The organism is Campylobacter sputorum, assembly GCF_002220775.1.
GTDB classification, from domain to species: domain Bacteria; phylum Campylobacterota; class Campylobacteria; order Campylobacterales; family Campylobacteraceae; genus Campylobacter_F; species Campylobacter_F bovis.
Genome location: NZ_CP019685.1, coordinates 117,821 through 143,498 on the forward strand (window position 1 = coordinate 117,821; position 25,678 = coordinate 143,498).

Here is a 25,678-nt window from a genome sequence, read left to right on the forward strand (position 1 = left end):
TTGGATATATTGGATATGTTTTATCAAAATCCTCCTAAAATATCTAAATTTTACGATAGAAAAATTAGTATTGGTAGTGATAAATTTATTTTAAAAGGTGCTATAAATTCTGGTAAAACAACTCTTTTAAAAGAGTGGCTTTTAAGAAATGGAAATGATGATGAAATTTTATATGTAAATTTTGATGATATTAGATGTGATGAAAAATATATCAAAGAAAATTTAAGCAATTTTATACTTACTCATAAAAGACTAAAAGCTATTGCTTTAGATGGCATAAACAGCGATTTTGATCTTGATTTTGTAAATTTAAAAGTAGGTTGTGCGACCAAAAATAACGAACTTAAATTCGAAAATTATGATGAAATTTATGTAAATAATCTTGATTTTGAAGAATTTATGGTTTTTTATAAGAAAAAATTTGACATTAGAACTATGTTTAGTAGTTTTATAAATTACGGAAATGGCGCTGGTAGCGTGTTTTGTGATATCAATGATATGACTATATTTTTACAAAATATCTTGAAATCTAATTTAGACAAAACTCAGATAGAAATTTTAAAACAGTGCTGTGAGCTTACAAATAAAACTTTTAGTGCAAATAGTATTTATAAATTTTTAAAAAAGGGTATGAAAATATCAAAAGATAGGGTTTATGAGACTATTTTTAAATTTGAAAATGAAAAATATATAAATTTACTTCCTAAAATAAATCAGCCAAATGGTGCAAAGAAAATTTATATGAGCGATTTTGCGATTATTTCCGCCCTTAATGTTAATAAAAATTTTCAAATTATTTTTTCAAATATAGTTTATTGTGAGCTTTTAAAACTTAAAAAAGAGTTTTTTTATGAAAATGATATCGATTTTTTTATACCTGATTTAAATTTAGGAATATTGTGCATACCTTTTAGACCAAGTGATTTGATATTTTTAAAATTTAAAAAACTTATAAATAAACTTAAATATTTAAACATAATAAAACTTATAGTTATTTCTATGTCAAATCAAGGTTTATTGGAGATAGAGGGCATAAAATGTGAAATAATGCCATTTTGGCAATTTAGTGCGAGTTTGTAACAATGAAAGAGGGGCTTTTGCCCCTTAAATTACCCTAACATAGCATTTAGCATCCAAATTCTTTTTTCTATACCAGCTATGTGATCTTCTGCAAATGCTACTGTTGTAGAATCATCTTTCTCATCAGCCACTTCTCTTAGCTTTTTAAATGCTTTTAGTAGATACTCATAAGATTTTTTCATACCTTCTACTACATCTTTTGGGCAGAAAGTATCTGATTTTAAAGGTTCAACTTTTGATGTTTCCATTAAAGTTTTTGGGCAAACTATGGCTTTTCCTCCAAGTTGTATAGCTCTTTCAGCTGCATCATCAAAAAGTGTACTCATTTCCTCATAAGCTTCTTCTGTGTAATTGTGAATTGATACAAATTGTAATCCTTTTACATTCCAATGATAATTGTGAAACTGTATGTAGAGAATATTTGCATCCGCTTGTATTTGATTTAATTGCTCGATAACTTTTGACATATTGTCTCCTTCTCGTTTAATTTTAGTAATCATAACATATAAATTCTTAAATAAGAATTATTACTATTTAAAATATTATATTTATAATAACTAATGTTGTTATTATATACAATTTAAATAAATAAATGGATAAAGTTGTTATAATTGTATATAAATTGAATTAAGGGATATTATGAGTAAAGAAGAGTATGAAATTGCAATTTTATGTGTATTTGGGCTGTTAATATTGTCGCTAGTTTTTTGTGTAATGTATTTTATCAAATTTAAAAATATGCAAATAAGACTAGAAAATGAGATAAATAATGCCAAAGAAAATATAGATGAAAGAATGCAAATTATAGATGATTTAAAGAAAAATTTGCAAAAACAAGAAATTTTAAATGATGAGTTGCAAAAAAACTTGGCAGTAAGTGAAACAAATTGTATAAATTTGCAAGATAAGATAGATGAGAATATTTTGCAAAATACAAATTTAAATTCAAAAATTTCATATTTGCAAGATAAGATTATGGAATTAAATAGCGAGAATTCAGCTTTAAATTTATCTATAAAAACTAAGGTAGATGAGATAAATGAACTTAAAGAAAGTATGAAAAACGACAAAGAAAAACTAGAGCTTAGCTTTAAAACACAAGTTGAGAATATGAAAAATTTTCTAGAACAAGGCATAAAAGCAAATTTTGAAAATATAAAAAATGCAAATATAAAAGAACTAAGCGAAGATTCTAAAAAGAAATTTGATGAACTTATAAAACCTTTAAATGATAACATTAAAGAGTATCGCGAAAAGATGATTCAAACTGACACGAATTTTAAGAGCATATTTGAAAATTTCCAAAAAGAAGCACTCAAACTTGGTACTCAAGCTGACGCACTTGCAAATGCATTAAAAGGTGATAAAAAAATGCTAGGAAATTTAGGTGAATTGCAGCTTGAAAAAATTTTAGATGCAAGTGGGCTTGTAAAAGGGCAGAATTATCATACTCAAGTTGGATATAAAGATGAAAATGGCAATCAGAAATTTCTTGATTTGGTTGTGGATTTTGATAATGATAAAAAAGCTATAATTGACTCTAAATTTTCGCTTGTAAATTATAGTAATTATTGCGAAAGTAACGATGAAAAAGAAAAAATTATATATGCTAAAAAACTTGCAAATGACCTTAGAAATCACATAAATACGCTTGATAGCAAAGAGTATAAAGATTATGATATCAATGCATATCCATATATTTTTATGTTTATACCTTATGATAATATTTTAAGGGTTGGACTTACCCAAGATAATAATCTTTATACTTATGCATATGAAAAGGGCATTTTTATAACAACGCCACTTACTTTACTAATGGCATTAAAAACAATATATATATGTTGGTTAAATTTACAAAGTGACAAAAAAGCTGAAAATATCTTAAAACTTGCTGGTCAAATTTACGATAAATTTGTGCTTGTATGCGAAAAATTTCAAACTCTAGATACTAGATTAAACTCACTTCAAAATAGTAAAGATGAAATTTATAAAACCCTAAGCGGACGAGGCGGAATGTCAAGTTATATAGAAAAGTTAAAAACTCATGGTGCAAAAACGACAAAAAGCTTACCAAAAGAGCTTTATGATGAAGCTGAAATACTTGAATAGTGATTTATGATAAGTTAGATAATACATTAACTTTATTTTTCAAAAAATATTAAATAAGAGCGTAACAAGCATATAGTGATATATAACAATAACACTATTTAGTATTTTGTATTTATCACAAGTGAAATGACGATGGAAATATTGGTAGTTTTTGCGATTATTACCTATATTAGCTATTTATAATAAAAGTAATTCTTACATTTTTAATATTTATAGCAATTTTTATAGAATTATTTTATTTAAAACAAACAAGTTTTTAGAAAGTATTTACTTGCTTGTTTTTCATTTATAATTATGCCAATTACAAAAAACTATGTTTTTATATCATTTCATAATTATAAATTTATATCATAAAATATAAATTATAATTTTTAAATCTCTTGATTACATTTATTTTTTGTTATTAAATATTAAGTTATATTTAATAAATATTCATATATAATCGTGATTTGATATTTTATATCATTATTATTATCATTATCAAAGGTTATATGTAGTATGTTAATAAGACTAATGTCTTACATTGGTATTTTTATATTATGTATATTTATAGAAGGTTGTGCTAAAAAAGTAGAAATTTTACCAAGTAAGTTTAATGATTTTAAGATTGTTTCATTAAAAAATTACGAAGAAATCACATATGATGATTTTACAAATAGGCTTTTAAAATACGATATTGTTCTTCTTGGTGAAGAGCATATAAATACATATCACCATATAATGCAATCAAAAATCATACAAGATCTTAGTAATAATTTAAATTTAGATATCGCATTAGAAATGTTTAGCTCATCTCATCAAGATATTTTAGATGAAGCTAAACACAATTTTGAAAATATTTCAAAGAGCATGTTAAAAAAATCATTAATATGGGATGATAGGTGGCAATATAGCGATTATAAAACACTTATAGAGACCATATTTTATCTGCTAAATACAAATATTTTGGGCGCAAATTTAAATAAAAATGAAATTTCAACAATATACAAAGGAGCTATGGCGTTAATGGGTAATTTATCAACAAAAAAAGAGATTAAAGATAAAATAGGAGATTTCATAAAATCTACTCATGATATACAAGATGAAGATATTTTAAACAAACTTATCAAAATTCAGCAATATAAAGATAGGAGAATGGCTGATATATTGGTTCATTCAAAAAATAAAATAGTATTAATTGCTGGTAGATATCATGTAAATAAATTAAGTGGAGTTCCTTTGCATATAATGGATTATAAAAGTAAAAAAAATTTCGTAAGCGTAGGTTTGGGTTTTGAAAATGAAACCATCAAAGATATAAAAAATGGTGAATTTGACTTTATGATATTTTTTAATGATTATAAAGAAAGCAGGGAAGTTAAATGAGATTATTTGTAAAATTATTTAGCTTTTTTGTTATAGTAAATTATGTTTATGCAAATGAGCTTAAATTTGATACTTTAGATGTTTCTGGAACTGAGATAAGTAGCGAAGTTAAGCCATTTGTTACTCCTGGTGCTGTAAGTCAAAGAGGGGATATTTCAGATAATACTCAAAGTCTTGATTCGATAGTTAGATCAATGCCTGGAAGTTACACAAATACAGACCAAAGTCAAGGAACATTACAAGTAAATTTGCGTGGTTTAACAGGACTTGGTAGAGTTAATACAACTATAGATGGAGTAACTCAGACTTTTTTTGGAACAGCAGCTGATAATGGTAAATTTCATTTAGGACAAGGAACACTAGGCTCTTCTTCTTTTGGAGCTCCGATTGATCAAAATTTTATAGTTGGTATTGATATAGAAAAAGGAACTTTTAGTGGAGGACAAGGCGGACTTATGGGTTCTGCAAATTTTAGAACTATAGGAGTAGATGATGTTGTAAGAGATGGAAATATATTTGGATTTTATGGAAAATATAGTTATGGTTCAAATAAGGTAGGTCCAAATTATATGGGAGCTCTAGCTTCTAAAATAGAGTTAGAAAATGAAGCAAATATTGGATTTTTATTTGGATATAGCGGTAAGAAAATTTCTCAAAACTATAAAACTGGAAACGGGGATAATATAAGCGAATTAAACCATAAAGATGATGATGGAGAGATTGAAGATATAAGTCCTTTTGATCCTAAATCTCTTACGCAGCGTCCAAAAGGTTATCTTGCTAAAATAGAATTTTCTCCTAATAGTGAAAATAAAGCTATTTTAACATATAGGGGATATAAAAATGATCTAGCTAGAAGAGATATAACCAATAACTCTTATCAGTTAAATTATAATTATAATCCTTATAATGATTTTATAAATTTTGATTTATTGCTTGCATATAATGATGGTAAGCAAAAATATGATAAAGATGGCACAATATATTCAAATCCGCATTTAACAAAAGATGGAAATTTAGTTGCAAACAATAAAGCTTTTACTTTTGATATGTCAAACACATTTTTATATAAAATTGCAGATATAGACGCAAGATCTAAATTTGGATTAAACTACTTAAATAATGAGTATAAAAATAATCTAGAAGATGGCGGAGAAAGTGCTAATTGGTCTGCTGAAGCAACACCTTTTCAGCCAAGAGGAAAAGGGAAAAATACAACATTATATTTAGATAATGAGTTTAAATATGATATTTTTACTTTATCATCAAATTTAAATTTATATAGATGGAATTTAAATGGGCATAAACCAGAGTGCTATCGTAATCCAAAATGTTTTCCAAAAGGAGCAGTTGATATAGATAAAGATGGCACTGAGTTTAATTATTCTTTAATCGGCTCACTTGCTTTACACGATCTTTTTAGTCCATTTTTAAGCTATTCTAAATCAACAAGACCCCCAACGCCACAAGAGATGTTTTTTGCTGATGCGTTTGGTGATGGTGTAAATCCTTTTTTAAAACCAGAAAAGGCTAAAACTTGGCAAATAGGATTTAATAGCCATAAGGATGGTTTATTTTTTCAAGATGATAATTTTGGATTAAAAGCCCTTTATTATAATACCAAAGTAGATGACTTTATATACAATAGATCTTTTGAGGATGATAAAGCAAATAGATGGACGCTTCATCTAAATCACTACGATGAAGTAGAATTTAAAGGTTATGAAGTAGAGTTAAATTATGATATGAATATATTATATATAATAGCAAGTTATTCTCATCAAAAATCAAACCAACCAATCAATGAAACATATGGAAATGATATGTTTGGTTTGGGAAAAATAACCGAACTTCCAAGGGATTATGCGACGATTGATTTGGGAACAAGATTTTTTAATAAAAAATTAAATATAGGTGTAATAGCTAAATACACAGGAAAAGCAAAGAGAGTTGATAGAAATAGTAGTGCAAGAGTTGATAAAGATGATTCATTATCCCAGAGAAAGTCCCAAGAGCTTCCAAGCATACCTACGGTTTATGATCTGTATGCTATTTACAAGCCAAATGATAAATTTACATTTAAATTTGAAGTGCAAAACTTAACAGATAAAAATTACATGGATGCTTTAAATGCTTACAATTCAGCTGAGCCAGAACTTTTAGATAAAAATGACAACGATATATATCTATTTCCAAATAAAGCTAGAGGTAGAACATTTTTAGCAAGTGTTTCATATAGGTTTTAGTTATGAGAATATTTAAAATTTTTATAATACTTTTTTTGATTTTTAACATAAGTTTTTGTGATGAAAGATTAGTTGTTGATGTTAATAATAGTATTTTAAACTCAAATACTATTAAAAATAATCATTCATCAGAATTATCAATAATGTCTTTGTATGAAAATGCTCATATAGTAGTTAAAGTTGTTATGTATATATTAGTATTTTTTTCTGTTTTAACATGGTGTGTATTTATAGTAAAATTTATCGCATTTTTTTGTGCTTTTAGAAGAATTAAAAAAGATGAAAGATTTTTAAAAGAAGTACAAAGCTTGGATGATGAAATAATTTTATATAAAAAAAGCTATCTTTTGTTAATGATAAATGAAGTAAAAGATGAGATTTTAAAAAGCAAAGTTGTAGATAAAGATCTTAAGAATCGTATAAAATTTAGATTAGAAATTCAGATAAATAAATTTACAAGTATTATAAAATATGGCATTTCTTTTCTTGCTAGTATAGGAGCAGTTTCGCCATTTATAGGTCTATTTGGTACAGTTTGGGGAATAATGAATAGCTTTACTTCAATAGCAGCTAGTGATAATGTTAGTTTGAGTGTTGTAGCTCCAGGTATTGCAGAAGCACTTTTTGCAACAGCTCTAGGGCTTATTGCTGCTATACCGGCTGTTTTATTTTATAATTATTTTACAAAGTTATCATCAAGATTTTCAGAAAAAATTTCATACTTAGTTAGCGATTTATATATTATAAGCAATAGAGAAATTTCTAAAAAGGATAGCCATGCTGACATATGAAAAAGATAAAGAGTTAAGTGAGATAAATGTAACCCCGTTTATAGATGTTATGCTTGTTTTATTGATTATTTTTATGGTAGTTGCACCGCTTGCTACTGCGTCTGTTAAGGTTGAGTTGCCAAGTGTTGCAAGTAAATCAACTAGCGATGAAAAAGACCCTACCATTATTTATATAAATGATAAGCATGAAATATATGTTGGAAATAAATTAGCAAATAGTGAAAATTTGATATCTTTTCTTGATCAAAAAACTAATAACAATAAAAATGATATAGTTTATTTTCATATTGATAAAAGTGTATCTTATGAAATTTTGATGAGAACTATAGAAAATGTAAAAAATGCGAATTATTCTAAAATAGCTTTAACATCAGGAATTGATAAATCGGCAAATGAGTAGCATTAGATTATGGATACTTGGTTTTTTTATATCTTGCTGTATCCATTTTTTTATATTTTGGATTATTTTTTATAACAAAGATATTATTTTATCAGATTCTTTAAACGCAAAACAAGGGGATAAATTTGAATCAATAATGATAGTATCAAATTTACCAATAGGTGAACTTAAACAAACTTCGCTAAATTTAATCAAAGGTCAAAAAACAGAAGAAAAAACAGAACAAAAAGAACATAAAAATGAAAAAAATATACAAAAAAACAAGAAGAAAAAAGAGCCAGAAAAGATAAAATCCAATGTTTTGCAAGACTCCGAAATGAAATTATCTAAAAAAAATAATAAAAACCAAGAAGAAAAACAGAAGCAAAATAGTAATTTTGCTAAAAAAGAAATCCCACAAAATAATACTAATTCGCCAGTAAATTCTAGCTCACAAGATAATATAGCAACTGCACCTATAAAAGGTAGTGGCAAAAATGTAACAACGCCACTACCTGGTTCATCAAATTTAAAATCAACACAAATATCTTGGCAAGGGTTGATTTTTTCTAGGTTAAATAAATTTAAACGATATCCAAATCAAGCTCTTATAGACAAGCAAGAAGGCGTTATAATAGTTAAAGTAACATTAGATGAAAATGGCAATGTTGTTGATAAGTTGATTTCAAATCCTTGTAAATATGATATATTAAATAAAGAAGCCTTAGAACTTTTTGATAGAGCTTCACCTTTTCCGAAACCGCCAAAAGAGTTTTTGAAAAATCAGACTGTAAGATTTGAAATACCCATAGAATTTAACATAAAAAAATACAAAAAAATAAAATCTTAAAAAGGAAAAAAATGAAAGAAAATTTTTTAAAATACATGAATGAAAAACATTCGGATATCATCGCTGCTTTGTATAAAAAATATAGCAATGTTGAAACAAAAGTTGATGTCAAACTATCTAATATAGATGAAAATGGTATTTTTATAGAGTGTCAAAATAATGTTATACAAATTCCATTTGAAAAAAATATTAAAGATCCTTTAGAATACGAAGATGCTATTATTAAACTTTGTCCAAATATAAAAACTACAAAAGATTTTTCTAAAATTGAGGAATCTTTAATAAAATTTATAGATAGTAAAAAAACAGTTATAATTTCTAGTTATGATGATGGGGCTTCGGTAAGTTCTTATGCTCCATTTGTTAGAGAGAATAATAAAATTTTTATTACTATTTCAAAAATAGCGCCACATTTTAAAAGCATTAGTAGAGATAAAAATGTATCTTTAATGTTTATACAAGATGAAAAAGACGCATTTAGTATTTTTGCAAGATTAAGAGCTACTTTTTGCACAACGCCTAAATTTCATTATGAACAAGATATAAAAGATAAAATATTTGATAAATTTGTTGATTTATATCCAGATGATGCATCTATATCTTTTATAAGAAATATGAGTGATTTTTGTGTAGTTGAGTTTGAGCTTTTAAGTAAAGGTAGATATGTTAAGGGATTTGGTGCTGCGTATGATTTAGAGGGATTAAAGGTGATAAAACAAGCGGGTTCCACAAATCCACATAGTTATAAAAGATAATTAATTAGTTAAAATCCATAAAGGCTAGAACTGCATTTTTTAAATCCTCTTTATCTGGATGAGTTGCAGCATTTTTCCAGCCTTCTTCTTTTTGAGGGGTAATTTTATCTCCTAAATTTGCTCTCATCCAAGATATCAATTCAGGATCAATCGCACCTTGACAAAAAAATTCTCCGCCAATCTTACAGCCATTTTTGATAAACTCATCTTTTGCTTTTGAAAAGCACTCTTTTGCGTGATCACTATTAGCACTTGCACCTAAAGTCATAAAAAGTCCAATTTTTCGGTTTTGAATCATTAAAGCCACACGTCTAGCATTATCACTCATATCGCCTTTATCTATGTAAAATCCAAAGATAATGTTATTAACTCCATTTAAATTTTCAATCTCATCAACACTTCTTAACTCGTAACCAAGGTTATTTGCTATGGTCATTGCAACTTTTTTTGTGTTGCCGGTTTTTGATGCATAAATTACTAAATTTCTCATATTTTTCCTTTGTTTTCATAATTTTTAAAATATTCATTTGCTATTCCTATTGCTTTTGATGCTATTGTGTTTCCCCAAAATATCCCATCAATATTAAATTTCAAATATCCTTCATCTATTTTTAAATACCCAAAACTTTCACACTCTTTAAAAAAATTAAACTCTTTTTCAAAAGTTTCATCATCTAAATAACTTTTTATTAGGTTTAAATTTATATTGTCATATTGAAAAAGTGCCGAAAATTTAGCAAAATTTAGTTCAACTTCATTTGTCTTTGAAATCATTTTTATATCTTTTTTCATATTAAAAATACTATAATTTCCAAGTCTTCCACCAGCTCCAATTCCAATTGGCAAAATATCTACACCTTTGTGTGAAAGTCTGATATATAGGTATCTATCGCGGTTGATTTTATTAATTTTTGTATATTCAAGCACTTCATAATCACCCTTTAACATCTCTTCTAAAAATGCATTATGAAGCATTTTATCTGTTTCTAGGTGGTAATAATTTGGATCATTTTGTTTTAAAAATGCTGAACCTTCGTGAAATTGAAGCGAGTAAAAACTAGAGCTATCAATTTCTAAATCTTTTAAAATTTTGGCATCTTCTATTACATCTTCTAGACTTTGATTTGGATAATTATAAATTATATCAGTGCAAACTAGACCGCTAAAATTCTGCTTTATCTGACTTAGCTTTTTTATAGCACTATTTTTATCTCCAACCCTGTTTAAAAGTTTTCGCCCTTTATTGCTAAATGTTTGAATGCCAATGCTATAACGATTTATGCCAAAATTTTGCATTAGTTTTAATTTATTTAAGTTTAGATTATGAAGAGTGCTCTCGCTACTAAACTCGGCGTTTTTATCAATATGGAAATTTGTGTTTATAGCTATTAAAACTCTCTCTAATTGGGATTCTTTAAGTATAGTTGGAGTTCCGCCTCCAAAATAGATGCTTTTAAAATTTTTACCTTTTATATAAGGAAACTTGGCATAGTGTTTTATACTATTTATCAAAAATTCGGTGTATTCTTCAAGCTCTCCATCAAGTTTGCTACGATTTAAATTACAAAATGAACAGATATTATCACAAAAAGGTATGTGAAAGTATAAAATCGCATTTTCATCTTTTGATTGTGTGTTTAAAAAATTCTCAAATTCTTTTTCATCAGCCATAATAGGTTTTCCAAATTTGCCTCTATGATGACCTTTTATTCTTTTGTTAAACATAAATTTTCCTTAATTTGAAATAAACAAAAAAGGCTTTATAATTAAGCACTCACTAACTCTTTTATCTAATACCTCTATGTTTAAATTTTGTGTTAATTTTTTGGCTTCTGTTTTAAATATTTCATTTATAGAACCTTTTATATTTATGATTTTTATACCACTATTTATTATTTTAAAGCTAACTTCAACTTCAAAATTTCCTTTTAGTCTTAGCATTTTCGCCTTTTTTGGAAAGTCATATGCCTCTTTTGTATTTAAAACTTTAAAGCCTATATTTTCTTTACAAAAGTCATAATTTTCTTTTGAATTATTTAAATTTTGCAAAGAAGTGGACTTACTTGTGTCTTTTTGTATGTCTTTTAATGATGATTGATTGATTGGTGATGTTTGATTAATTAACGATGTCTGATCTATTTGTGGCGACTTTTTTAATGGTTGGTTTTTTAAATTTGGTTTTTTATCATTTTTTTTACTTACTTTTTTAGTTTTTAAAGTTTCTTGTTTTGGTTTTACAATCTTTTTAATTTCTTTTTCTTTTATTACTTCTACACTTTTAATAGTTTCAGCTTTTTTTGTGTCATCTAAAGCTATATTATTTTCATTTAAAACTATTTCTATTTTTTTGCTAACTTCTTCGTTTTTTGCTTTAAGAGTTAAATTTGGTACAAATAAAAGTACTAAATTTATAAGCAAAGATAGAATAAAAAATCTCATTTTATCAATTCTTCATGTAGTTTTTCTATCTCATAAACAATTCTAGGAGTTCCTCTAAGCAAAGATGATGATTTTATATTTAAAACTTTGTTATTTTTGTAAGCTTTTGTATGTTTTAAAACTGGGTTTTGTCTGATTAAATCTTCAATGTTTTTACCGACAAATAGTATAAAATCAGGATCTTGTTCTAGCAGATACTCACTTGTTAATATAGGAGTTTTACCACTTAATTTTGTAGCAATATTATCTAATTTCATAAACTCAAAAATATCTCCAACCAGTGTATCTTTTCCAAAAGACATTAAATTTGTTCCCATATAAAAAAATATCGCCTTTTTACCTTGAATTTTTGATAAATCAAGAGCATTTAAACGCTGCTTTAACTCGCTAACTAGCTTTTTACCTTCATCTTTTTTGTTGGTTAAATTTGCAATTGTTTCTATATTTTTATAAATATCGCTTAATCTTTCTGATTTGATTTCAGTGTAATTTATATTAAATCGCTTTAAATCATCTAGTATTTCAGTTGAATGAAAACTAGTTATGACAAGATCAGGATCTAGCTCTATGATTTTTTCTAAATTTGGCTTTATGTATGTCCCAACACTTGGCAAAGCATCAACTTGTTCTTTTGGCCAAATATCGCTACTTTGGGTTTTAGCAATGGCTGATATATAGTTTTGACTTCCTAGCATATAAAAAATCTCAACACAAGCTGGATTTAAAACTACAATCCCCTTGGCAAAACAAAAATTTACTAAACATAAAACTAAAATTTTTTTCACTCTTACCCCCTTTAATTTTTATATAGTTACTACAACTGCTCTATTTTTAAACTCTAAAATCTCACACTCTAAATCATAAATCTCTTTTAAAATTTCTTTTTTAAATAATTCTTTTGGTGTTCCTTTATAAGCAATCACCCCATCTTTTAACATAAAAACTTCATCGCAAATTTGAGAAGCTAGATTTAAATCATGTATTACGATAATGCCTAAAATCCCCAAATCAGCAACTAAATTTTTGCAAATTTTGAGCATATTTACACTAAAATTCAGATCTAGCGCAGAAGTTGGCTCATCTAAAAGTAAAATTTTCGGTTCACCAACCAAAGCTCTAGCTAAAATCACGCGTTGAAACTCACCTCCGCTTAAAGAGAGTGCAACTCTATTTTTAAAATGAATTAAGTCAAGTTTTTCTAAAATTTCATCTACAGCTAAATAATCACTTTTTTCATAGCCATTAAAGCTACTTTTTAAATGTGAATACCTTCCCATTAAAACTACATCCTTAACACAAAGTGGCATAGAAAGTGCTGATTTTTGTGGCACAAAGCCTATGAGTTTTGAAAGCTCTTTTAAAGTATAATCGCTCATTTTTTTGTTTTCAAAGGATATAATTCCTGAATTTGGTTCATAAATTTTTAATATGTTTTTTAAAAGTGTGCTTTTCCCGCACCCATTTGGACCTAAAATTCCTACAAATTTTGACTTTTTTATGTCTAAATTTATATCTTTTAAAATTTCAAATTTATCAAATTTAAAGCTTAAATTTTTTATATCTAAACTCATAAACGCCTACCTTTTAAAGCCAAATAAAGAAAAAAAGGTGCTCCAAAAAACGCAGTTACAACTCCTATTGGTATCTCAGTTGGTGCTAAAATGCTTTTACCAACACCATCGCAAATTAGTAAAAATAGACCGCCAACAACACCGCTCATTGGTATTAAAACAGCATTATTTGATGATCTTAAAAGCATTCTTAAAGTATGAGGGATGATAAGTCCAACAAAGCCTATCATACCGGCAAAAGCGACACTAAAACTAACCGCTAGTGATGAGATTATTAGAAGTCTTTTTTTGACTTTTTCAACATTTACCCCCAAGCTTTTTGCCTCTTCATCGCCACTTAGCATTACATTTAACTCATATTTTTTGCTATAAAAATATATAAAAGTTATAATTAAAGGAAGAATTATCATATAAATTTTACTCCATGAAGCAGAGCCTAAATACCCCATCATCCATGCAACTATCTTAAAACTTTCTTCGCCTATGAGATATGTAGCAAAAGAAGTAAAAGCTCCTAGAAATGATGAAAATGCAATGCCAATTATTAAAAGGGTAGCCAAGTTTTTAGCTTTTTTATAAAGATTAAAAATTACAAAAGATAGCACAGCCGAACAGATAAAAGCAAATATAGCATAATAAATATCAGGTAGTTTTAAAAAATACGCCACAACAGCACCAAAGGTTGCAGCTGAAGCGATTCCTATGATATAAGGGTCTGCGAGCGGGTTTAAAAACACGCTTTGAGTTACTAATCCACTACTTGCTAAAAGCATACCGATTAAAAATGCCATTATAACTCTTGGGATTCTAATTTCTAGTAAAATTACCTTTTTTGTTTGGCATAAATCCCCATTAAAAAGTGCGAAAATATCTTTTAAGCCAATATCCGCACTTCCTATGCAAACTAAAATAGTAGCTACAATAATAGTAAAAAAACTTAATACAAAAAGTTTAGAAGTCATATTTAAACTCTATATAAGCAGTTCTGCCATCGCCAACTACATAACTTGCTTTATCATCTTTACCTGAAACTGATGCATAATACTCTTTATCAAAAATATTGTCAACACCAGCAGTTACACTTAAATTTTTGTATTTATATCTTGCGCCTACGCCAGTTACATTATAAGAAGATATTTTTTGATAATCACTATTTTTTTGATCTCCATAAAAACTACTATCTGCAAAAATTCCAAAATTTTTTGTTATATCATAATCTGCACTTATAGTTAGTTTGTATTTTGGCACATTAGGAACAACTTCTCCTACTATAAAATCACTACTTCCTGATTTTTTAACCTCTGTATCTATATATGAAAAACTCTCGGAAAAATTCAATCTATCATCCATAAAGGTTTGCCCTAGAGCTAATTCAATACCCCATTTTTGTGTCTCTCCGATATTGTGTTGTTCCCAGTAATGTGGTGGTTGCCCAGTAGTTGCAATCTCATCTTTGCTCTTAGTATAAAAAATAGCTGCTTGGAAAAATTGTCCAAAAATTAAATCTTTCATACCAAGTTCATAAGTGTTAAATGTCTCTGAGTTTATATTGCTTGGATAATATCCTAAAATTTTGTCTTTATTTTGCATTTTGTTTGCTGATGGACTTGTAAAGCCTCTTTCAAATTTAAAATAGATATTTCCAGTATCTGAGTATTTAAAATTTGGAATTATTTCAAAAGCATAATTATTTTCACTTTTTTCTAAATCAAAAATATTTAGTTTGCCTTTTATTTTATTGAACATACTAGCTGGTCCAATTTTTGTAAATGTGTTTTTTCCTATTTCATATTTTGCATAATCATATCTATAACCACTGGTTAAAGAAAAAGTATCTGTAAAGTCAAATTTATTTTGTAGATAAAATGAATTTGTGGTTTTTTTAGTAGAACCATTGCTAATATTTACAAAACGCATTGTAGGTTTTGGTGGTTTGTTGGGCATTAAAAAATCAAACGATCCGTTATTTTTACCTTTATTATAAATATAATCATATCCAAATATTAAATTTCCAAGATCATAATTATATTTTATTTTATTTCTTAAACCAGTTTTTTTATCTTCAAAAATAGAAGAATTATTTTTTGATGAAAATTTAGTTTTTTGGTAAAAAGGTGTTGTGTTAAACTGCCAATTTTCGTTAAATTTAATATTATAATCCAAGTTTAAATTTGTAAGTTTAACATCAGTAGTTTTATAATCCCCATCTGTAGATCTTCTATTTTCGTCAAGCTCTTTTTTGCTTACCCCACCAGCTGTTTTTCTTTCTCCGCTATAATGAGAGAAATTTAAACCTATATTTTGATAATCATTTATCTGATATTGTGCTCCAAAGCTTCCGTAGGTTCCATCATTTTTTTCTCCGTATCTATATCCTTTGTTGTTATCTTTAAAAAATCCAGCTTTTAAAAATAAATTCTCTCCAACCATTCCACCAACATTAAAACGACCATTTATAGACCCAGCACTTTGGTATCTTGATGTAATGTTTGCATAAAACTCTTTGCAATTGCTTTTTGTAATTATATTTATAATTCCACCTTGTGTTCCACTACCATAAAGCACAGATCCGCCACCAGGAACAATCTCGATACGCTCAATGTCGTCTATGTTTATAGCATCAAATGGCATAGATGTATGAGAACTATCGGTTGTATTCATAGAAACGCCATTTATCATAATTTGAACATTGGTATTTGCTTTATCTCCTTGTCCACGCATATCAATAGTATCGCCAAATACTTTTTTACCAACATATAAACCGGGCGTATTTCTTAAAATTTCTTTTAAGTTTTTATAACTTCTTTTTTCAATATCATCTCTTGTGATTATGTTTAAATTTCTAACCTCATTTTCTAAAGTCTCTTCAAAACCTGTTGTAGATATAACACTTGTTTCAAGTTTTGTGCTATTTGCAAATAAAACTCCTGCAGTAGCTAAACTTAAAATCCCGATTTTATACATAACTTTCCTTTTTAATGAATTTTTTCTATGTCTAAGTTAATTTTTGAAACATCATTTTCTTTTAATATTGATATTAAGTTTATAATATTTCCATAATCCAAGCCATTATCAGCACTTAAATGAATTTCATTAAAATTTGCTAAATTTAAGCTTTTGATATTATTTTTAAAGTCATCTAAATTTAAAAAAGTAGTATTTTTATTATCAAAATTTATAGAAATATTTCCATTTATAAAATAAAATAATGTTATACTTTGTGGTTTATTAGCACTAAAATCTACACTACTTTTTGGTAAATTTATAGGAAAATTTTCAGTTTTACTAAAAGTTGTAGTTATCATAAAAAATATAAGCAACATAAAAATTACATCTATTAAATTTATCATAGATATACTATAATACTGTCTTCTTCTACGCCTATTTTTAAATTTACTTACATATTTCATTTTTAAATCTTTTATAAATAAGCATAGAAATTTTTTCCATATCATCTAAAATTTTGTCATTCTTTTTATTGATAGCTATGTGAATCATAAGTGCTGGAATTGCTACTAAAAGTCCAAATGCTGTGGTATAAAGTGCTTCACTTATCCCATTTGCTACTTGTATAGCGTTATTTTGTGTACTCAATGCACCAAAAGACTTTATCATTCCAACCACAGTTCCAAGAAGCCCAAGTTGTGGTGCTGCACCTACACAAAGTCCTAAAATCCAGCCACCTTTTTCAAATTGTTCGCTCCAAGTTTTTTGACTAACTTCTATGTTGTATTCAAGTTCATTTAATGAATTTGGATAATTTTGAAGTATAGATATAGTTGTTTTTGCTACGGGATTTTTGAAATTTTGACAATACTCAGTAATCTCATTTATGCTTTTATTTGATATTAAATTTGATAACTTATATTTAAATTTATATGATAAATCCGAATTAATAAATGTGTAAAAATAAATTTTTTCAAGCACAATTGCTAAAGCAAATACTGCTAAGCAAAATATTGGCCACATAAAAATGCCACCGACCTTCATTAGTTCTAACATAGATACCTCGCTTTTAATTAATAATGATAATGAAAGTTAATATTATATTATTCAAATACTAAAAATAATCTAAATTTATCAAAATTTTAACAAAAATTGAATATAATATTTATTATCAATTTACTATTAAGAAAGGAAAAATATGAAACATACAAACGAGAAAATCTTAGAAATGTTAAAAGATGGCAAAAATAGTGTTCATTCAATCGCTTCAACTCTAAACATACCTGAATATGAGGTTTTAAAGCTAAAAGATGAGAGTGAGTTTAAAGAAGTTGATGCTGTCCATTTAGATGAAATTTTAAATGAAATGTCTTCGTGGGGAGAGCTTTTGTTTTGTAAAAATAGTCTTGAGTTTATTATAGAGTTTAAATGTTGTATTGGTTTAATTAAAAAAGCTAAAGGGTACATAAATTTTTGTGGAAAAAACGGGTTTCTAGGTGGACATTTAAATCAAGATAGTGTGAAAAAAATAGGCTTTGTAACTACTAAATTTATGGGACTTTTGGGAAATAGTGTGCATTTTTACAATGATAAAAATGAGACTATTTTTAAATTTTATTTAAGCAGAAATGAAAAACAAGAACTTTTAGAAGATCAAGTTAAAAATTTTGAGAATTTAAAAGCTAGATTTTAACTTATTTTTTGACTATTTTTATAGCCAAAATTATTATATATTTATTCTAGTTAAATTTCCATTTTCCATTTTATATATTTTATCGGCCATTTTAAAGTATTTATCGTCATGACTTATTGCAAATACGCTAATTCCTTTGCTTTTTAAAAGTGGCAATATTGATGTATAAAAATACTCTCTAAATTCAGGATCTTGGTCTGCTGCAAATTCGTCTAACATCAAAAAGTCCTTATTTGCGGCTAAATTTTCTAGTAAAGCTGCTCTTTTTTTCTGTCCTGTTGATAAATTATTAGTTGTTATGGTTTTTTGCTGGATATTAACTTTGTCTTTTATTTTTAAAATATCGCTCCAAAATTCAATTCCACCATCATTTAATATATTTTTAAATAGATAAAAATCGCTAAAAACAGCACTTATTGTATTTTGGAATCTATTTAAATTTTCATTATTTAAAAGCATATCATCAAGCCAAATATCTCCGCTATTTGGATTTAGAATGCCGCACAATATAAGAAAAAGTGTTGATTTTCCTGAGCCATTTTTACCTATGATAAATACTGTTTCGCCTTTTTTTATTTCTAGGTTTATATTTTTTAAAATTTTTTTATCCATATATGAAAAATTTATATTTTTTAATTTTATATTGTTATATTTTAATTTATTATAATTTGAATTAAAATTTATATCATTAAAATTTATTAATTTCATATCTTTTATTTTTTTAAATGATATCTTTGCAAGAAGTATCGAAGGAATAGAAGATATAAAAATTATAAAAGGGGTTCTTAAAAATAGCATACCAAAACATATAGTTGTTGCTGTTTTAAAGTCGCTTATGTTAAGAGTCAATGAAAAATACATAATAAACCCCACTCCTCCAAGCATCATTACATTTAAAAAATTACTTGATATGTTTTGTGAAATTTCTGCTTTAATATTTGAATTTTTTTGAGATAATGCATTATTGCAAAAATTCTCAAAAAAGTTATCAAATCTTGTTTTATTTATACTTAACTCTTTGAAAGCATCAATCATTGTTTCATAATCTTTATACAAAACATCGTCTTTTTGTCTAGATTTTTTATAGTTTTTGTATGTTTTTTTTATAAAAATATTTACTACAAAACCCATAATAAGAAACCATATTACTATAAAAATAGCAATGATATTTGAAAGATAAAAAAAATAAAATATACAAAAAAATATCAGTAATCCACTTTGAAGTAAATCTGAAATTCGCATAAGTCCATTTGATATATTGTTTATATCTTTGCTAACACAAGCTAAAATTTTTGCTTTTGTTGTATCTATAATGGTCATAAAAGTGCTATTTAATACCCTTAAAACAAATCTTTTTCTAAGCTCATAAATAAATTTATTTCCAATATTTGCAACGACAAATTTAAATATATGTGAAAAAATAAAAAAAGAAAATAAAAGAATTATAAAGATAAACAAAATAAAGCTATTTGCTTTTTCTAAATTTAATATATATTTGTTTATAAAAAACAATACAAATATTCCAAAAGCACTATAGATTATTGATAAAATTGATATTAAAATCAAATTTAAAATGTAGTATTTTTTCAAAAAGCAATCCAAAATTAAATTTATTTGATGATTTTATCATAAATAAATTTAATTATTGATAATAAATATTAATATCTATTATAAAAATTTTATTAACATTTTTATTCTTTCTTTTGCTTCCATTGATCCTAATATTTCCAGTACTTCAAATATAGAAGGGCTGACACTAGTTCCGGTTATTGCTATCCTAAGCGGTTGTGCCAAATCTTTTAAGGTAGAGTTGTTTTGTTTTAAGAACTCTTTTGTTATCTCTTCAAATTCTGCTGCGGTTTCAAGATTGTTGTTTAATATATTTTCAAATTTCTCTAGTAAATTTACAGATTTTTCATTTATAAATTTATTTATGGCTTTTTCATCGTAGCTTGTTGGGCGGTTGATGATAGAAAGCGCGCTATTTTTAAGCTCTATTAGTGTTTTTGCTCTTGATCTCAAGCTTTCTAAAAGCAGTTCACCTTTTTGTATGTCTTTAAAATTTAATCCAAATTGCTTAATTTCGCTGTTTAATCTATCAAAACTTAATGTTTTTATGTAATGAGCATTTAGCCAATCAAGTTTGCTAAGATTATAAGTGCTTGCTGATTTATTGATATCATATGGGCTAAAGTATTTTTTCATATCTTCTAAGCTAAAAATCTCATCATCGCCATGGCTCCAACCAAGTCTAACTAAGAAATTTAAAAGTGCATCAGGCAAATAACCAAGCTCTTTATACTCCATAACATCGGTTGCTCCGTGTCTTTTTGAGAGTTTTTTGCCATCACTTCCATTTATCATAGCAACATGAAAAAACTCAGGTATTGCAAAACCAAGAGCTTGATACAATACAATTTGTTTTGGTGTATTTGAAAGATGATCATCACCCCTTATAACATGAGTTATGCCCATAAGTGCGTCATCTATAACCACTGTAAAATTATAAGTAGGTGTCCCATCACTTCTTGCAATGATAAAATCATCAAGCATATCTTCGCAGTTAAATTTAATATCACCTTTTATGCCGTCTCTAAATTCTATAGTTCCGCTAGTAGGCGCTTTTATGCGTATAACTGGTTCTATACCAGCTGGTGGTGTGCCTTTAAAATCTCTATATCTTCCATCGTATCTTGGGCGTTCTTTTCTAGCTTCCTGGGACGCCCTTAACTCATCTAGCTCAACTTTACTCATATAGCATTTATAAGCTTTTCCTTCATCAAGAAGTTTTTGAACATATTCTTTGTATAAATCAAATCTGCTACTTTGATATATAATCTCTCCATCATAGTCAAGCTTACACCACTTAAAAGCTTCTTCTATAGCCTGTGCTGCCTCAATTGAATTTCTCTTTAAATCAGTATCTTCTATGCGTAAAACAAATTTTCCGCTATTTGCTCTTGCAAAAAGATAGTTATAAAGTGCTGTTCTAAGTCCTCCTACATGCAAATATCCAGTAGGTGATGGTGCAAAACGGGTAACTATCATTATAATTCTCCATGTAAATTTAATAAAAAAATGATATAATCTTTTCTCGTATTATATTTTGTAAATGCTTAAATAAAGGTTTTTCATGAAAAAATTATTTACATTTCTCTTGCTTATTAATCTTTTAAACGCAGAGATGATTAATGGTATAGCTGCAATCGTAGAAAATGAACCAATTACTTTAAATGAAGTTAGTGTTGCAGCTAGAGAGCTAAAAAGTGACCAAAGCGTAGCATTAGAAGTTCTTATAAAAGAAAAGTTAAAAGATGCACAAATAAAATCTTTAAATATAACTACTACAAATTATGAAGTAGAACAGAAAATTTCTCAAATCGTAGCTCAAAATGGAGTTAGCTTAGATGAGTTTAAGTCTATTTTAGCCTCAAGAGGAATAAATTATGATAAATTTAAAGAACAAACAAGTGATGCCTTAAAACAGGAAAAATTATATGGCTCTGTATTTTACTCTATGAGACAAAATGTTAGTGAAGAAAGCGCCCAAAAATATTATAATAATAATCAAGAGTTATTTACTATATTTGATAGTATAGATGTTATAAGATATAGCTCAAAAGATAAAAATTTACTTAATGAAACCAAACAATCTCTTGCAAAAATACAAGAAGGCATTAAGAGTGAAAAAATGAGTATAAATACCGTTGATTTGACACAAAAACAGTTGTATTTGTTTCAAAATACACCATCGAATGAATTTACTCCTATTTTACAATCTGGCAATGAGTATGAAATGTATTTTATAACATCAAAAAATGGAGCAAGAGCTATAGAATTTAATAGAGTTAAAAAGCAAATTTTAAGCCAAATGGCTGAAATTGAGCAAAAAAACGCTATAAATGAGTATTTTGACAAATTAAGATCAAAAGCAAATATTCAGCTTTTAAGATAATTTAAATCAAGGAGAAAAAATGCCAATAATAAATGTAAAACTAGCAAGTCCGCTTCCAGATAAAGAGACAAAAGACAAAGTTGCTAAAGAGATTATGGATGTTATGGTTAGAAATTTAGGAAAAAATCCAGAAAGAATTGTAGTGCTTTTTGAGGATTTACCAAAAGATAGTTTTTATTTTGGTGCTAAAGATTTAGAGTCAAAGGACTAATATGGGTGATTTTTTAAAAGATGATATAGAAAGAAAAATAACGCTAAAAGAGGGAGACAAAGCTCCAAAATTTGAGTTAGAAAATGCTGATGGTGTAAAAGTCTCATTAGGAGATTTTATAGGCAAAAATGTAGTTTTGTATTTTTATCCAAAAGATAATACTCCAGGATGCACAACTGAGGCGTGTGAGTTTAGTCAAAATTATGATGAGTTTATGAAAAAAAATACAGTTATTATCGGTGTTAGTCCAGATAGTGTAAAATCACATGCAAATTTTATACAAAAACACAATTTAAGCCATATTTTACTTAGCGATCCAAATAAAGAAGTTGCAAAACTTTATGGAGTTTGGCAAGTTAAGAAAAACTATGGTAAAGAGTATCTTGGCATAGTAAGATCAACTTTTGTAATCGATAAAAATGGAAACATAATAAAAGTATATAAAAATGTAAAAGCCAAAGATCATGCAATGAAAGTGTTAAATGAGCTTGTGTAAATTTGAGAGAAGTTAATCTCTCAAATTTATTTATAAACTAAAATTTTCTAACTCATTGAAATTTAGATATTTGTAAATTTCGTCTTCTTTTCCTTCTAATTTTTTTGGAACCATATTTAGATATTCTTCTTTGCTCGGCAGTCTTCCTAGTATTGCACACATTGCTGCAAGTTCGGCGCTTCCTAAATAAACTTGTGCCCCCATTCCCATTCTGTTATCAAAGTTTCTAGTAGATGTTGAAAATACTATCGCATTATCTTTTACTCGTGCTTGATTTCCCATACAAAGCGAACATCCAGCAACTTCTATTCTAGCTCCAGCTGTACCAAAAAGGCTAAAATAACCCTCTGCTTTTAATTTTTCTTGATCCATTTTAGTTGGAGGAACAACCCAAAGTCTAGTAGGTATCTGTCCCTCGCCTTTTAAAATTTCCCCTAAAGCCCTGTAATGACCGATATTTGTCATACAGCTTCCAACAAAAACTTCATCAATATGCTTTGGTCTTTTTGGATCAGCTAAAATTTCACTAAGTGTTGCAACATCATCAGGATCATTTGGACAAGCTAAAATTGGCTCAGTTATTTCATCCATATTTATCTCTATGATTTGAGCATATTTTGCGTCTTTATCTGCTTTTAAAAGTTCTGGATTATCAAGCCATTTTTGCATATTTTCTTTTCTGCGTTCTAAAGTTTCTTTGTTTTCATAACCAGCTTTTATCATCGCATCTATTAAAACTATATTTGATTTTAGATATTCAATTACTGGCTCTTTATTGAGTGCAACAGTGCAAGCTGCAGCACTTCTTTCAGCACTTGCATCACTTAACTCAAAAGCTTGTTCAACTTTTAAATTCTCAAGTCCTTGTATTTCTAAAATTTTACCTGCAAATATATTTTTTTTATTTTTTTTAGATACTGTCAAAAGCCCTTGTTTTATAGCATAATATGGTATAGCATTTACAAGATCTCTTAGTGTTATACCAGGTTGCATTTTTCCTATAAATTTAACTAGAACAGATTGAGGCATATTTAAAGGCATTATTCCTAAAACCGCAGCAAATGCTACAAGTCCGCTTCCCGCAGGAAAACTTATGCCTATAGGAAATCTCGTATGGCTATCACCGCCTGTTCCTACAGTGTCTGGTAAAACCATTCTATTTAACCACGAGTGAATTACTCCATCTCCTGGTTTTAACGCAACACCACCTCTTGAACTCATAAAATTTGGTAATGTTTTATGAGTTAGTGCATCACTTGGTTTTGGATAAGCTGCTGTATGACAGAAGCTTTGAAGTACAAAATCAGCATTAAATCCAAGACTTGCAAGCTCTTTTATCTCATCTCTTGTCATAGGTCCAGTTGTATCTTGTGAACCAACCGTTAATGTTTGTGGTTCTACATACATTCCAGCTCTTACGCCTTTTAATCCACAAGCACGACCTACTATTTTTTGAGCAAGAGTATAGCCGTAATTTTCATCACTTTTTGGTTGATCTGGTTTTATAAAAATATCTTCTTCATATTCTAAATTTAAAGCTTTTCTAGCTTTGTAGCATAGCGATTTTGCGATGATTAAAGGTATTCTCCCGCCTGCTTTAACTTCATCTTTTATTGTATTTGGGATAAGTTCAAATTTGCTTACAACTTTACCATTTTTTACAATTTCTCCTTTATAAGGATAAATTTCTATCTCATCTCCTGTTTTTAACTCATCAACATTTGCTATAATTGGCAAGGCGCCGCTATCTTGTGCTGTATTAAAAAATATCGGAGCAATGGTTGAACCTATTATGATTCCGCCTGTTTTTTTGTTTGGCACACCATCTATTTGCGTTCCTATATGCCACTGTATAGAATTAATCGCACTTTTTCTACTACTTCCTGTTCCTACAACATCTCCAACATAAACTACTTGCTTTTTAGTTTCTTTGAGTTTATTTATCTGTTTTATGCCGTCTAAAACTTTTTTTTGTAGCATTGCTAGAGCATGAAGCGGTATGTCACTACGGCTAAAAGCTTCACTTGCTGGACTTAAATCATCTGTATTTGTCTCTCCATCAACTTTAAATACCACTGCTTGTATTTTTTGCGGTATATCATTTTTTGATTTAAACCACTCTGCATTTGCCCATGATTCTAAAATATCTTTGGCGTATTTGTTTGTTTTGGATAATTTTAAGATGTCGTTAAAATAATCATGAACAAAAATTGTATTTTTAAGTGCATTTGCAGCCTGTTTAGCAACTTTTTCATCCTTATTTTCTAAACAAGATATCAAAACAATAACACTATATCCGCCAAGCATCGTTTTTAACATATCTATGGCTTGAAATTTATCTATACCGTTTATCGATAAATCATGATTTATAATCTCGTTTAGAAATTCAGCTTTGATTTTAGCAGCGTCATCTACTCCTGGATTTACGCGGTTTTTTAGTAGATTTATAAGTTCATCGCTTTTTGAATAACCGCTTTTTATTAGTTCACAAATTTCTTTTGTATCAGACGCACTTAGGGCTAAAGGGGGAATTCCCATCTCATTTCTTTTGCTTTTTTCTTCATTGTAGCGAGTAAAGAAGTCCATTTTTTATCCTTTATTTGTAATATTTTAATTTTAACACAAGCTTTTTAAAATATTATAAATATTAATGCTTAATCTAAAAAATTAAATTAAAAATACCCATTTTACTTGACAATCGTTTTCAAAAAAAGTATAATTTTAAATTATTTTATATATGAACATATATTCATATATAAATACATTTATATTAAATTTATTTAATTAGGAAG

At 27.6% G+C, this 25,678-nt stretch carries 25 protein-coding genes; 12 read left to right on the forward strand and 13 right to left on the reverse strand.

Annotated elements, in window-relative coordinates; genetic code table 11:
- A complete protein-coding gene (locus CSPB_RS00635; RefSeq protein WP_089192739.1) occupies window positions 1–1,080 on the forward strand; it encodes an ATP-binding protein in 1,080 nt (359 codons plus the stop codon).
- A 29-nt stretch (window positions 1,081–1,109) separates the two neighbouring features.
- Here the strand turns inward: CSPB_RS00635 and CSPB_RS00640 are convergent, their stop codons facing one another.
- Window positions 1,110–1,547, reverse strand: a complete 438-nt coding sequence (locus tag CSPB_RS00640; protein WP_089192740.1) for a Dps family protein — start codon at window positions 1,545–1,547, stop codon at window positions 1,110–1,112.
- A gap of 172 nt (window positions 1,548–1,719) precedes the next feature.
- Here CSPB_RS00640 and CSPB_RS00645 point away from each other — a divergent pair, with 172 nt between their 5' ends.
- From CSPB_RS00645 to CSPB_RS00675, 7 genes are all read left to right on the forward strand, one after another.
- Window positions 1,720–3,189 carry a DNA recombination protein RmuC gene (locus CSPB_RS00645; RefSeq protein WP_089192741.1) on the forward strand — a complete coding sequence of 490 codons (1,470 nt, stop codon included), beginning with the start codon at window positions 1,720–1,722 and terminating at the stop codon, window positions 3,187–3,189.
- Between the two features lie 498 nt (window positions 3,190–3,687).
- Window positions 3,688–4,554 carry a ChaN family lipoprotein gene (locus tag CSPB_RS00650; protein ID WP_089192742.1) on the forward strand — a complete coding sequence of 289 codons (867 nt, stop codon included), beginning with the start codon at window positions 3,688–3,690 and terminating at the stop codon, window positions 4,552–4,554.
- Window positions 4,551–6,800 (forward strand): TonB-dependent receptor domain-containing protein, encoded by a 2,250-nt coding sequence (locus tag CSPB_RS00655; protein WP_089192743.1) that lies wholly within the window; start codon window positions 4,551–4,553, stop codon window positions 6,798–6,800. Before CSPB_RS00650 ends, CSPB_RS00655 begins: the two co-directional genes overlap by 4 nt.
- Window positions 6,801–6,802: 2 nt before the next feature.
- A complete protein-coding gene (locus CSPB_RS00660; RefSeq protein WP_089192744.1) occupies window positions 6,803–7,591 on the forward strand; it encodes a MotA/TolQ/ExbB proton channel family protein in 789 nt (262 codons plus the stop codon).
- The gene (locus CSPB_RS00665; RefSeq protein ID WP_033917032.1) at window positions 7,578–7,991 is read left to right on the forward strand and encodes a biopolymer transporter ExbD; all 414 of its coding nucleotides are present in this window, start codon (window positions 7,578–7,580) and stop codon (window positions 7,989–7,991) included. Before CSPB_RS00660 ends, CSPB_RS00665 begins: the two co-directional genes overlap by 14 nt.
- Window positions 7,984–8,820: an energy transducer TonB family protein gene (locus tag CSPB_RS00670; protein WP_089192745.1), complete on the forward strand. Its 837-nt coding sequence runs from the start codon at window positions 7,984–7,986 to the stop codon at window positions 8,818–8,820. The genes CSPB_RS00665 and CSPB_RS00670 overlap by 8 nt, the downstream gene beginning before the upstream one ends.
- 11 nt (window positions 8,821–8,831) lie before the next feature.
- Window positions 8,832–9,575: a DUF2470 domain-containing protein gene (locus tag CSPB_RS00675; protein WP_089192746.1), complete on the forward strand. Its 744-nt coding sequence runs from the start codon at window positions 8,832–8,834 to the stop codon at window positions 9,573–9,575.
- A 4-nt stretch (window positions 9,576–9,579) separates the two neighbouring features.
- On the opposite strand, the gene CSPB_RS00680 is transcribed toward CSPB_RS00675, so the two are convergent.
- From CSPB_RS00680 to CSPB_RS00720, 9 genes are read right to left on the reverse strand one after another with little or no spacing between them, the layout of a single operon-like run.
- A complete protein-coding gene (locus CSPB_RS00680) occupies window positions 9,580–10,065 on the reverse strand; it encodes a flavodoxin family protein (protein ID WP_089192747.1) in 486 nt (161 codons plus the stop codon).
- On the reverse strand, window positions 10,062–11,300 hold the full coding sequence (locus CSPB_RS00685; RefSeq protein WP_089192748.1) for a radical SAM protein: 1,239 nt from the start codon (window positions 11,298–11,300) through the stop codon (window positions 10,062–10,064). The genes CSPB_RS00680 and CSPB_RS00685 overlap by 4 nt, the downstream gene beginning before the upstream one ends.
- A 9-nt stretch (window positions 11,301–11,309) precedes the next feature.
- Window positions 11,310–12,014: a hypothetical protein gene (locus CSPB_RS00690; RefSeq protein ID WP_089192749.1), complete on the reverse strand. Its 705-nt coding sequence runs from the start codon at window positions 12,012–12,014 to the stop codon at window positions 11,310–11,312.
- Window positions 12,011–12,799, reverse strand: a complete 789-nt coding sequence (locus tag CSPB_RS00695; protein WP_235606483.1) for an ABC transporter substrate-binding protein — start codon at window positions 12,797–12,799, stop codon at window positions 12,011–12,013. Before CSPB_RS00695 ends, CSPB_RS00690 begins: the two co-directional genes overlap by 4 nt.
- An 18-nt stretch (window positions 12,800–12,817) precedes the next feature.
- On the reverse strand, window positions 12,818–13,585 hold the full coding sequence (locus CSPB_RS00700) for an ABC transporter ATP-binding protein (RefSeq protein ID WP_089192750.1): 768 nt from the start codon (window positions 13,583–13,585) through the stop codon (window positions 12,818–12,820).
- Entirely contained in the window at window positions 13,582–14,547 is a 966-nt protein-coding gene (locus CSPB_RS00705; protein WP_089192751.1) for a FecCD family ABC transporter permease, read from the reverse strand. The genes CSPB_RS00700 and CSPB_RS00705 overlap by 4 nt, the downstream gene beginning before the upstream one ends.
- Complete coding sequence (locus CSPB_RS00710) at window positions 14,537–16,549, reverse strand: TonB-dependent receptor (RefSeq protein WP_089192752.1); 2,013 nt, start codon at window positions 16,547–16,549, stop codon at window positions 14,537–14,539. Before CSPB_RS00710 ends, CSPB_RS00705 begins: the two co-directional genes overlap by 11 nt.
- A gap of 11 nt (window positions 16,550–16,560) precedes the next feature.
- Complete coding sequence (locus tag CSPB_RS00715; protein WP_161492165.1) at window positions 16,561–16,995, reverse strand: ExbD/TolR family protein; 435 nt, start codon at window positions 16,993–16,995, stop codon at window positions 16,561–16,563.
- Complete coding sequence (locus CSPB_RS00720; RefSeq protein WP_161492166.1) at window positions 16,979–17,554, reverse strand: MotA/TolQ/ExbB proton channel family protein; 576 nt, start codon at window positions 17,552–17,554, stop codon at window positions 16,979–16,981. The genes CSPB_RS00715 and CSPB_RS00720 overlap by 17 nt, the downstream gene beginning before the upstream one ends.
- Window positions 17,555–17,729: 175 nt before the next feature.
- Here CSPB_RS00720 and hutX point away from each other — a divergent pair, with 175 nt between their 5' ends.
- Complete coding sequence (gene hutX / locus CSPB_RS00725; protein WP_089192755.1) at window positions 17,730–18,224, forward strand: heme utilization cystosolic carrier protein HutX; 495 nt, start codon at window positions 17,730–17,732, stop codon at window positions 18,222–18,224.
- Between the two features lie 33 nt (window positions 18,225–18,257).
- Here the strand turns inward: hutX and CSPB_RS00730 are convergent, their stop codons facing one another.
- Window positions 18,258–19,814, reverse strand: coding sequence for an ATP-binding cassette domain-containing protein (locus CSPB_RS00730; protein WP_151899131.1), 1,557 nt, complete (start codon window positions 19,812–19,814; stop codon window positions 18,258–18,260).
- 78 nt (window positions 19,815–19,892) lie between these two features.
- Window positions 19,893–21,272 (reverse strand): glutamate--tRNA ligase, encoded by a 1,380-nt coding sequence (gene gltX / locus CSPB_RS00735; RefSeq protein ID WP_089192757.1) that lies wholly within the window; start codon window positions 21,270–21,272, stop codon window positions 19,893–19,895.
- Window positions 21,273–21,357: 85 nt separating this feature from the next.
- Between gltX and CSPB_RS00740 the strand changes: the two genes are divergently transcribed.
- The 3 genes from CSPB_RS00740 to bcp are packed head-to-tail and all read left to right on the forward strand — an operon-like array spanning window position 21,358 to window position 22,886.
- Entirely contained in the window at window positions 21,358–22,179 is an 822-nt protein-coding gene (locus tag CSPB_RS00740) for a peptidylprolyl isomerase (RefSeq protein WP_089192758.1), read from the forward strand.
- Window positions 22,180–22,198: 19 nt separating this feature from the next.
- Window positions 22,199–22,390, forward strand: coding sequence for a tautomerase family protein (locus CSPB_RS00745; protein ID WP_089181854.1), 192 nt, complete (start codon window positions 22,199–22,201; stop codon window positions 22,388–22,390).
- Between the two features lies 1 nt (window position 22,391).
- Window positions 22,392–22,886: a thioredoxin-dependent thiol peroxidase gene (gene bcp / locus CSPB_RS00750; RefSeq protein ID WP_089192759.1), complete on the forward strand. Its 495-nt coding sequence runs from the start codon at window positions 22,392–22,394 to the stop codon at window positions 22,884–22,886.
- A gap of 30 nt (window positions 22,887–22,916) precedes the next feature.
- Here bcp and CSPB_RS00755 read toward each other — a convergent pair whose 3' ends face one another.
- On the reverse strand, window positions 22,917–25,472 hold the full coding sequence (locus CSPB_RS00755) for a bifunctional aconitate hydratase 2/2-methylisocitrate dehydratase (protein ID WP_089192760.1): 2,556 nt from the start codon (window positions 25,470–25,472) through the stop codon (window positions 22,917–22,919).
- Between the last annotated feature and the right edge of the window lie 206 nt (window positions 25,473–25,678).

Bases quoted from the DNA above. Each gene is read 5' to 3' on its own strand.
- CSPB_RS00640 (WP_089192740.1), bottom strand. From the start codon at position 1,547: ATGTCAAAAGTTATCGAGCAATTAAATCAAATACAAGCGGATGCAAAT.
- CSPB_RS00645 (WP_089192741.1), top strand. From the start codon at position 1,720: ATGAGTAAAGAAGAGTATGAAATTGCAATTTTATGTGTATTTGGGCTG.
- CSPB_RS00650 (WP_089192742.1), top strand. From the start codon at position 3,688: ATGTTAATAAGACTAATGTCTTACATTGGTATTTTTATATTATGTATA.
- CSPB_RS00655 (WP_089192743.1), top strand. From the start codon at position 4,551: ATGAGATTATTTGTAAAATTATTTAGCTTTTTTGTTATAGTAAATTAT.
- CSPB_RS00660 (WP_089192744.1), top strand. From the start codon at position 6,803: ATGAGAATATTTAAAATTTTTATAATACTTTTTTTGATTTTTAACATA.
- CSPB_RS00665 (WP_033917032.1), top strand. From the start codon at position 7,578: ATGCTGACATATGAAAAAGATAAAGAGTTAAGTGAGATAAATGTAACC.
- CSPB_RS00670 (WP_089192745.1), top strand. From the start codon at position 7,984: ATGAGTAGCATTAGATTATGGATACTTGGTTTTTTTATATCTTGCTGT.
- CSPB_RS00675 (WP_089192746.1), top strand. From the start codon at position 8,832: ATGAAAGAAAATTTTTTAAAATACATGAATGAAAAACATTCGGATATC.
- CSPB_RS00680 (WP_089192747.1), bottom strand. From the start codon at position 10,065: ATGAGAAATTTAGTAATTTATGCATCAAAAACCGGCAACACAAAAAAA.
- CSPB_RS00685 (WP_089192748.1), bottom strand. From the start codon at position 11,300: ATGTTTAACAAAAGAATAAAAGGTCATCATAGAGGCAAATTTGGAAAA.
- CSPB_RS00690 (WP_089192749.1), bottom strand. From the start codon at position 12,014: ATGAGATTTTTTATTCTATCTTTGCTTATAAATTTAGTACTTTTATTT.
- CSPB_RS00700 (WP_089192750.1), bottom strand. From the start codon at position 13,585: ATGAGTTTAGATATAAAAAATTTAAGCTTTAAATTTGATAAATTTGAA.
- CSPB_RS00705 (WP_089192751.1), bottom strand. From the start codon at position 14,547: ATGACTTCTAAACTTTTTGTATTAAGTTTTTTTACTATTATTGTAGCT.
- CSPB_RS00710 (WP_089192752.1), bottom strand. From the start codon at position 16,549: ATGTATAAAATCGGGATTTTAAGTTTAGCTACTGCAGGAGTTTTATTT.
- CSPB_RS00715 (WP_161492165.1), bottom strand. From the start codon at position 16,995: ATGAAATATGTAAGTAAATTTAAAAATAGGCGTAGAAGAAGACAGTAT.
- CSPB_RS00720 (WP_161492166.1), bottom strand. From the start codon at position 17,554: ATGTGGCCAATATTTTGCTTAGCAGTATTTGCTTTAGCAATTGTGCTT.
- hutX (WP_089192755.1), top strand. From the start codon at position 17,730: ATGAAACATACAAACGAGAAAATCTTAGAAATGTTAAAAGATGGCAAA.
- gltX (WP_089192757.1), bottom strand. From the start codon at position 21,272: ATGATAGTTACCCGTTTTGCACCATCACCTACTGGATATTTGCATGTA.
- CSPB_RS00740 (WP_089192758.1), top strand. From the start codon at position 21,358: ATGAAAAAATTATTTACATTTCTCTTGCTTATTAATCTTTTAAACGCA.
- CSPB_RS00745 (WP_089181854.1), top strand. From the start codon at position 22,199: ATGCCAATAATAAATGTAAAACTAGCAAGTCCGCTTCCAGATAAAGAG.
- bcp (WP_089192759.1), top strand. From the start codon at position 22,392: ATGGGTGATTTTTTAAAAGATGATATAGAAAGAAAAATAACGCTAAAA.
- CSPB_RS00755 (WP_089192760.1), bottom strand. From the start codon at position 25,472: ATGGACTTCTTTACTCGCTACAATGAAGAAAAAAGCAAAAGAAATGAG.